This is a genomic window from Actinomyces sp. MRS3W, assembly GCF_032465695.1.
GTDB lineage: Bacteria > Actinomycetota > Actinomycetes > Actinomycetales > Actinomycetaceae > Actinomyces.
In genome coordinates this window covers 1-7,658 of record NZ_JAWDJJ010000117.1, presented here as the reverse complement: position 1 = coordinate 7,658, position 7,658 = coordinate 1, and the positions used below count along the sequence as shown (strand labels likewise).

Genomic DNA, 7,658 nt, shown 5'->3' with positions numbered 1-7,658 from the left:
GTGTGGTCGGCCTCGGCGGTGTCAAGGTCGCCGAAGATGAAGGCGCCCCCGTGGATCCAGACGACGGCGCCGCGGCGGCCGGCGGCGTCGGGGACGGCGAGCTCGTGCGGGGTGTACACGCGTACGGGGACGTCACCGTGCGGGCCGGGGGCCGCATCGTCCCGGCGTGCCACCTCGGGCAGGTCGACGGGCTCGACGGGCAGGTCGTAGCGGTCCGCCTGAGCCATCACCGCCGGCGTCCACTCCGGGCCGCGCTGGGGCAGGCCGTCCAGGACGTGAATCCGCTCGCCGTGGACGCCGGCGACGCGGCCGACCTTCTCGGGGCTCTCGGTGACGACAACGGGGTCGTCGGGTGAGTTGAAGCGCATGGGCCGTACCTCCTCGTACGTGCTTGCAGGTGCTTGTGCGCGGGGTCAGTCGGTGACGGTCAGCAGCAGGGGCTCGGCGTCGGGGTCGTCCCCGACGCGGATCTCGAAGTCGCCGGGCTCGACGCGCCAGCCCTCCCCATCGTCATCCCACAGCGCCAGGTGGCTGCGGTCCAGCCGGAAGGAAACCGCTTGGCTGCCGCCGGCGGGGACGGCGACGCGCTGGAAGCCGGCGAGCCTGCGCACGGCGGGGGCGAGCGAGGCGAGCACGTCGCGGGTGAACAGCAGTACCACGTCCTCACCGTCCCGCTCCCCGGTGTTGGCGACGGCGGCCGTGACCTCCACGGCGGCGCCGGCGTCGAGCTCCGCCCGGGAGATGGTGGTGCGGGAAAGGGCGGCGTCGCGGTAGGCGAAGCTCGTGTAGGACAGGCCGTGGCCGAAGTGGAAACGGGGGCCGAGCGGCAGGTCGCGGTACTTGGAGGTGAAGAACTCCTGGAGGTTGGCGGGGCCGTCCAGGCCCATGTCGAAGACGGGCTTGACCATCTCCCCGCCGCGGGTGGCGGGGCGGCCGGTGTTCTCGTGGGCGTCGTAGGTGGCGGGCAACTGGCCGGAGTGGCGGGGGAAGCCCATGGGCAGCCGGCCGGAGGGGTTGGCGGCGCCGGTGAGCAGTTCGGCGATGGTCTCCGGGCCGGTGGTGCCCAGGTGCCAGGCCAGCAGCACGGCGTTCGGCTCCTCGATCCAGTCCTCGACGACGAGCGGCCGTCCGGCCACCAGTACCACGGCCACGGGCGTGCCGGACTCGACGGCCGCGTGGACGAGGTCGGCCTGATCGCCGGGCAGGTGCAGGTCGGCTCGGGAGGTGGCCTCACCGGTGAGCTGGCTCGGCTCGTCCAGGGCGAGGATGACCAGGTCCGCCTCGGCGGCGGCCTCGGCGACGGCGGCGACCTCGGCCGCGGTGACGCCGAGGGGGTCCTGCCCGCCCAGAACCGTGAGCGCGGGGGCCGGCTCACCCGCGGCGGAGGCGCGCTCGGCCAGGGCGGTGGCGAGCGCATCGGCCAGCGACTGGGTCGGCGGGGCTGCGAAGTGCTGCACCCAGGCGCCCAGGTGGTCGGTGTCGGTGGCGGCGCTACCACCGACCTGGCCGGTTTTGCCGCCGCCACCTGGCTGCGGGGTGTCCCCATCGTGCAGGTGCCCACCACGCTGCTGGCCATGGTTGACGCCGCCGTCGGCGGCAAGACCGGCATCGACACCGGCGCCGGCAAGAACCTGGTCGGTGCCTTTCACGCCCCGGCCGCCGTCATTGCGGATTTGGATGCGCTGGCAACCCTGCCCGGCCCGGAGTTGCGCGCCGGCATGGGGGAGGTCGTCAAATGCGGGTTCATCGCCGACCCGGTCATCCTCGACCTGCTGCTGCAGTTGCCCGCCCCGCCTACCGCCGACTCCCCGGTTATCGCCGAACTCGTCACCCGCTCGGTGGCGGTTAAGGCCGCCGTGGTGGGGGAGGACCTCACCGAGGCGGGTTTGCGGGAGATTCTCAACTACGGACACACCTACGCCCACGCCATTGAGAAGGTCACCGACTATACCTGGCGGCACGGCGAGGCGGTTGCTGTCGGCTGCATCTTCGCCGCCGAGGTGTCCCACCGTCTGGGACGGCTCAGCACCGAGGCGCTCACGGCGCACCGGCGTGCCTTTGCCGCCGCCGGGCTGCCCACCGCCTTCCCTGAGGGTGCGGGCGCTTTCGACGCCCTTGAAGAGGCCATGCTCAGCGACAAGAAGGTGCGCGCCGGCAGGCTGCGCATGGTTCTGCTCGACGACATCGCCGCTCCGGTACGGGGTGTGGAACCGGATGCCGGCGTGCTGCGCGCCGCCCACGAGGCGGTCACGGCGTCACCCGCTGCCGCGGATCCGGGAGGAAAGCAGTGAGCCCGGCCGGCGTGGTGCTCATTGGTGCTCCCGGGGCGGGCTGTTCCAGCGTTGGCCGCGCGCTGGCGCAGACCGCAGGCGCACCGCTGGTCGATGTCGGTGAGGCCGTGGCCCGTCAGCTGGGCACGAGCCCTGAACTGGCTCTCGTCGCCGTACCCGAGGAGCGCTATCGCGAGGTGGAGGCCGCCGTCGCCATGGGAATGATCGGGCAGGCGCGCGACGGCGCCGTCGTCGCCCTCGGATCGGGCTGCCTGAGCGACGCCGCCGTGCGTACGGCATTGGAATCGGCCGCAGCCGACGGCGTCCGGATCGTGCACCTGACCGCCTCCGCAAGGCGGCTGGCCACGCGCAACGGGCTGGATGCGCCCCGCTCCGTCGCGTTGGGCAATGTGCACCAGACTTTCACCCGGATGCTGCAGGAGCGGGAGGCTGCCTGCCGTCAGGTGACCGACGACGTCGTCGACACCACCGACACCACTCCCACCCAGGCGGCCGCCCTCATCCGCAGCACTGGGCTTCCCCTAAGCTAACGGCATGTACGTTCCCCGGCACTTCGAACTTCCCGAGGACTACGTCGCCGCGTTTCTCGACCGGCCGCACGCCGGCAACCTCGTGACGGTGCATGCCGACGGCCCGCAGGCCACCTTCGTGCCCTTCTACCGTGACCCGGAGCGCAACATCCTGGTCACCCACCTCGTGCGCAATAATCCGCAGGCGCGCGAGCCGATCACCGCACCCGGCATGGTCATCTTCGACGACGTGGGCGCCTACGTCTCGCCCCGCTGGTACGCCACCAACGACGTCAAACCCAATGTGCCCACCTGGGACTACATCACCGTGCACGTGTGGGGGCCGGTGCGCATCGACCCGCGCCCCGAGGCGGCCCTGGCGGCGGCCCGGCGCCTGACGGATCTGTATGAGAGCGACGACGTGCTCGCCCCCATCGGGGAGGACAAGCTCACGCGCATGTCCCGCGCCATCGTCGCCGCCGAGGTCGGGATTGAGCGGATCCAGGGCAAGGCCAAGATGAGTCAGAACCGCCACCCCGACGACATCCGCTCTCTCGCTGCGGAGCTGGCCCGCCAGGGGCAGCAAGCCATGGCCGACTTCCTGCTCACCGTCAGCCTGCCATACGCCGAGCAACGCTTCGCCACCCTCGCCCGCTTGGAGGACATGCACGCGCTGCGCACGAATCTGTCAGATCGGCGCGACTAGCGTGCCGTGACCGGCATGACAGGCGTCGGCCGGGGAAGTGCCCGGGTCATGGCGGTAGGCTTAGCCGGTCTAAGACTTCCAGCAATCCTCTAGCGAGTAAGGAACCGCACGTGGCAACGACGAACGACCTCAAGAATGGCATGGTGCTCAACCTGGAGGGCCAGCTGTGGCAGGTGGTCGAGTTCCAGCACGTCAAGCCGGGCAAGGGTCCCGCCTTCGTGCGCACCAAGATCAAGAACGTCCTGTCCGGCAAGACCGTTGACAAGACCTTCAACGCCGGCCTCAAGGTGGAGACTGCCACCGTTGACCGCCGCGACATGCAGTTCTCCTACAAGGACGGCGACGACTTCGTCTTCATGGACGTCAAGACCTACGAGCAGACCTACGTGCCTGCCGACGTGGTCGGTGACGCCGCCAACCTCATGCTGGAGGGCCAGGACGTCATCGTCGCCTTCCACGACGAGGCGGTCCTGTTCGTGGAGCTGCCGGCTGCCGTCGTGCTGACGATCTCGCACACCGAGCCGGGTCTGCAGGGCGACCGTTCCTCCGCGGGTACTAAGCCCGCCACGCTGGAGACCGGTGCTGAGATCCAGGTCCCGCTGTTCCTCAACATCGGCGACAAGGTCAAGGTCGACACCCGCTCCCGCTCCTACATCTCCCGCGTCACCGACTGAGCGCCGATGACTGATTCCACGCCTGCGGCGAGCACTCCGGCGACCGAGGAGACTCTGGACGACGTCGCGGAGGCCGAGCGCTCCAAGCACCCGGTCACTGCCCGCACCAAGGCACGCCGCCGCGCGGTCGAGATCCTCTTCGAGGCAGACCAGCGCGGCCTGCTCAAGTCCGCCGACGCCGCCCAGAACCTGCGCGAGCTCGCCGCGCAGCGGGCTATTCATTCGGCGAACCACACCGAGGCCCCCGCCTACACGCGGGTGGCGCTCGCCGGGGTTGCCGACCGCCTGGCGGAGGTCGACGAGATTATCGAGACCTACGCCCACGGCTGGGTGCTCAGCCGCATGCCCGCCGTTGACCGCGCCATCGCGCGTCTGGCCACCTGGGAGATCGTCTGGAACGACGAGGTCGATCCGCCGGTCGCCATCGACGAGGCCATGACGCTGGCTCGCATGCTGTCCACCGACGACTCGCCCCGCTTCCTCAACGGCCTTCTCGGCCGCATCGGCGACCTAGCTGACACGCTGCGGTAATCGATACAGCTCCTGCTTGAAGGGGCACGTGGCCAAATACGCCTGCCGGATCAGACCGTAGAGCTACTGGCCTCTCGACGTCACGGGCACATCCTCATGGCCGCCTCGGGTCCCCGTCAACCCCACGCCGCGAAACCGGCACAAATGACGGCGGCGGTGAGCCCTGGCATGCCTTCATGGGGTCGGTGAGGGCGGGATGCACGTGCGGCGGACGAATGAAGCAGGGGTGGCTCGGCAGCCCCCTTGACGGTTCGGCAGTTCTCTTGACGGTTCGGCAGCTACCTTGACGCTTCGGCACTTCGCGGCAACGCTTCGGCACGTAGCCCGACGGTTCGGCAGCTAGGGTGCCGAACCGTTGACTGAACGTACGAACCGTCCACCGAAAGGTACGAATCGTCGGCTAAACGTACGAACCGTCGACGGCTTGCGCGCGGTACAGGTTGACCGCTCTCGTTACGTACGTCATGAGTGCCGGTTTCGGTGCGTTACAAGTGCCGGTCTCGGTGCGTTCCGTCGCGTCACGGGACCGCCGCTGCCATGCGCTCACCGGGTGGGCGCCTGTCGTGCTCGCCGGGCAGGCTCCGCTCACCGGGTGGACCTTGGCGGCACCGGCCGAGGCACTGCGCTAACATCGCCCCGAACGACATCCTTGAAGCCCGTCCAGTGAGGCGGAGAAGGAGGTCCACGCACCGTGGCCGCAGCACAGTCCACCGGGAAGCAGATACTCGGCGCCGCCGAGATCCAGCGCTCCCTCGTCCGGATCGCCCACGAGATCCTGGAACGCAATCACGGCAGTGGGAACCTGGTCATCCTCGGCATCCCCAGCGGGGGAGTGCCCCTGGCGCAGCGCCTGGCCAAGGCTCTCGAGGTCGCCGCCAGGGAATCGGGTGATCCCTCAGGCGCGCCACCGGTCGGCACGCTCGACATCACCATGTACCGCGACGACCTCGGCCGTCATCCCATCCGCGTGCCCCAGCCCACCCGCATCCCGGGGGAGAACCTCGAGGGCCGCACCGTCATCCTCGTCGACGACGTGCTGTTCTCCGGCCGCACCATCCGCGCCGCCCTGGACGCCCTGGGCTCCATCGGTCGTGCCGACGCCGTCCAGCTCGCCGTCCTCGTGGACCGCGGTCACCGTGAGCTGCCGATCCGCGCTGACTATGTCGGTAAGAACCTGCCCACCTCCCGCTCGGAGAAGGTGGTGGTGGCGCTCACCGAACTCGGCGCCAACGCCGACGCCGTCACCATTGTTGACGCCGGGACCCAGGAGGCCACCCGATGAAGCACCTGCTGTCCGCCAAGGACCTCACTCACGACGAGGCCGTCATGATCCTCGACACCGCCGAGGCCATGGCCGCCACCCAACGGCAGGCCGTCAAGAAGCTGCCGACCCTGCGCGGCAAGACGGTGGTCAACCTGTTCTTCGAGGACTCCACCCGCACCCGGCTGTCCTTCGAGGCCGCCGCCAAGCGACTGAGCGCCGACGTCATCAACTTCTCCGCCAAGGGCTCGTCCGTCTCCAAGGGCGAGTCACTCAAGGACACCGCCGAAACCATCATGGCCATGGGCGCCGACGCCGTCGTCGTACGGCACTCCGCCTGCGGCGCAGCCCACCTGCTCGCCCACGCCGGCTGGATCAACGTGCCCGTGCTCAACGCCGGCGACGGCACTCACCAGCACCCCACGCAGGCGCTGCTCGACGCTATGACGCTGCGCCGCTGGTACGTCCCCGGCGGTCCCGACACCGGGGCTAGGCGCGCCGGCGACGGCAGCCCGGCGCCTCAGGGGCGCGACCTGGACGGTGCCCGGGTGATCATCGTCGGCGACGTACTGCACTCCCGCGTGGCCCGCTCCAACGTGGACCTGCTCACCACCCTGGGCGCGCACGTCACCCTGGTCGCCCCACCGACCCTGCTGCCGGTGGGCATGGAGGACTGGCCCTGCGACGTGTCCTACGACTTCGACGCCGCCATCGCCGCCGTCGAGCCCGACGCCGTGATGATGCTGCGCGTGCAGCGCGAGCGCATGAGCGCCGCCGGCGGCGGCTACTTCCCCAGCCCCGGAGAGTACTCCCGCGGCTACGGGCTCGGGGCGGCGCGCCGCGCCGCCATGCCCGCCCACGCCATCGTCATGCACCCCGGCCCCATGAACCGCGGCCTGGAGATCACCGCCGACGCCGCCGACGACCCCCGCTCACGCGTGGTCGAGCAGGTCGGCAACGGCGTCTCCGTGCGCATGGCCGCCCTCTACCTGCTCCTCGCCGAAGAAGGGAACCAGCTGTGACCGCCCACCTCCTGCCCGGGGTCCGCCCCTACGGCGAGGACCCCACCGACGTCCTCATCGTCGACGACGGCATAACCGCCATCGGCCCCGACGCCGCCGCCCAGGCCCCCGCCGACGCCCATCGCCACGACGACCTGGCCGGCCTGGTGCTGCTGCCCGGCCTGGTGGACATCCACACCCACCTGCGCCAACCCGGCGGCGAGAGCGCCGAGACCGTCTACACCGGCACCCGCGCCGCCGCCGTCGGCGGCTACACGGCCGTGTTCGCCATGGCCAACACCACCCCGGTGCAGGACAACGCCGGCGTGGTCGAGCAGGTGCTGCGCCTGGGAGCCGAGGCCGGCTGGGTGGACGTCCACCCCGTCGGCGCCGTCTCCGAGGGCCTGCGGGGCGAGCACCTGTCCCAGATGGGCGCCATGGCCCACTCCGCCGCCCGCGTGCGCGTGTTCTCCGACGACGGGCACTGCGTGTCCGACCCGGTGCTCATGCGCCGCGCCCTGGAGTACGCCAAGTCCTTCGACGGCGTCATCGCCCAGCACTCCCAGGACCCCCGCCTGACCGAGGGCTCCCAGATGCACGAGGGCCGCGTCTCCGCCGAGCTCGGCCTGGCCGGCTGGCCCGCCGTCGCCGAGGAGTCGATCATCGCCCGCGACGTCCTGCTGGC

8 protein-coding genes and 2 pseudogenes are annotated in these 7,658 nt (G+C 70.5%); 8 read left to right on the top strand and 2 right to left on the bottom strand.

Translation table 11 applies throughout. The annotated features are described in order from the left end of the window. Positions 1 to 368 (bottom strand): annotated as a pseudogene (locus tag RWX45_RS03975) (hypothetical protein); the annotation flags it as partial. 45 nt (positions 369 to 413) lie between these two features. Beyond that, positions 414 to 1,457 (bottom strand): glycoside hydrolase family 3 C-terminal domain-containing protein, encoded by a 1,044-nt coding sequence (locus RWX45_RS03970; protein ID WP_316022480.1) that lies wholly within the window; start codon positions 1,455 to 1,457, stop codon positions 414 to 416. On the opposite strand from RWX45_RS03970, the pseudogene RWX45_RS03965 reads away from it, so the two are divergent. From RWX45_RS03965 to RWX45_RS03930, 8 genes and pseudogenes are all read left to right on the top strand, one after another. Continuing rightward, a pseudogene (locus RWX45_RS03965) lies at positions 1,410 to 2,291 on the top strand (3-dehydroquinate synthase family protein); the annotation flags it as partial. The gene RWX45_RS03970 and the pseudogene RWX45_RS03965 sit on opposite strands and share 48 nt — an antisense overlap. Then, complete coding sequence (locus tag RWX45_RS03960; RefSeq protein WP_316022479.1) at positions 2,288 to 2,821, top strand: shikimate kinase; 534 nt, start codon at positions 2,288 to 2,290, stop codon at positions 2,819 to 2,821. The pseudogene RWX45_RS03965 and the gene RWX45_RS03960, both read left to right, overlap by 4 nt. Positions 2,822 to 2,825: 4 nt before the next feature. Continuing rightward, positions 2,826 to 3,506, top strand: coding sequence for an FMN-binding negative transcriptional regulator (locus RWX45_RS03955; protein ID WP_316022478.1), 681 nt, complete (start codon positions 2,826 to 2,828; stop codon positions 3,504 to 3,506). A gap of 110 nt (positions 3,507 to 3,616) precedes the next feature. After that, positions 3,617 to 4,180, top strand: coding sequence for an elongation factor P (gene efp, locus RWX45_RS03950; RefSeq protein WP_316022477.1), 564 nt, complete (start codon positions 3,617 to 3,619; stop codon positions 4,178 to 4,180). A 6-nt stretch (positions 4,181 to 4,186) separates the two neighbouring features. After that, positions 4,187 to 4,711 carry a transcription antitermination factor NusB gene (gene nusB, locus RWX45_RS03945; protein WP_316022476.1) on the top strand — a complete coding sequence of 175 codons (525 nt, stop codon included), beginning with the start codon at positions 4,187 to 4,189 and terminating at the stop codon, positions 4,709 to 4,711. Between the two features lie 691 nt (positions 4,712 to 5,402). Further along, positions 5,403 to 5,993, top strand: a complete 591-nt coding sequence (gene pyrR, locus RWX45_RS03940) for a bifunctional pyr operon transcriptional regulator/uracil phosphoribosyltransferase PyrR (protein WP_316022475.1) — start codon at positions 5,403 to 5,405, stop codon at positions 5,991 to 5,993. Continuing rightward, positions 5,990 to 6,994 (top strand): aspartate carbamoyltransferase catalytic subunit, encoded by a 1,005-nt coding sequence (locus tag RWX45_RS03935; protein ID WP_316022474.1) that lies wholly within the window; start codon positions 5,990 to 5,992, stop codon positions 6,992 to 6,994. Before pyrR ends, RWX45_RS03935 begins: the two co-directional genes overlap by 4 nt. After that, positions 6,991 to 7,658: amidohydrolase family protein (locus RWX45_RS03930; RefSeq protein ID WP_316022473.1), on the top strand; the 668-nt coding region annotated here is incomplete at its 3' end. The genes RWX45_RS03935 and RWX45_RS03930, both read left to right, overlap by 4 nt.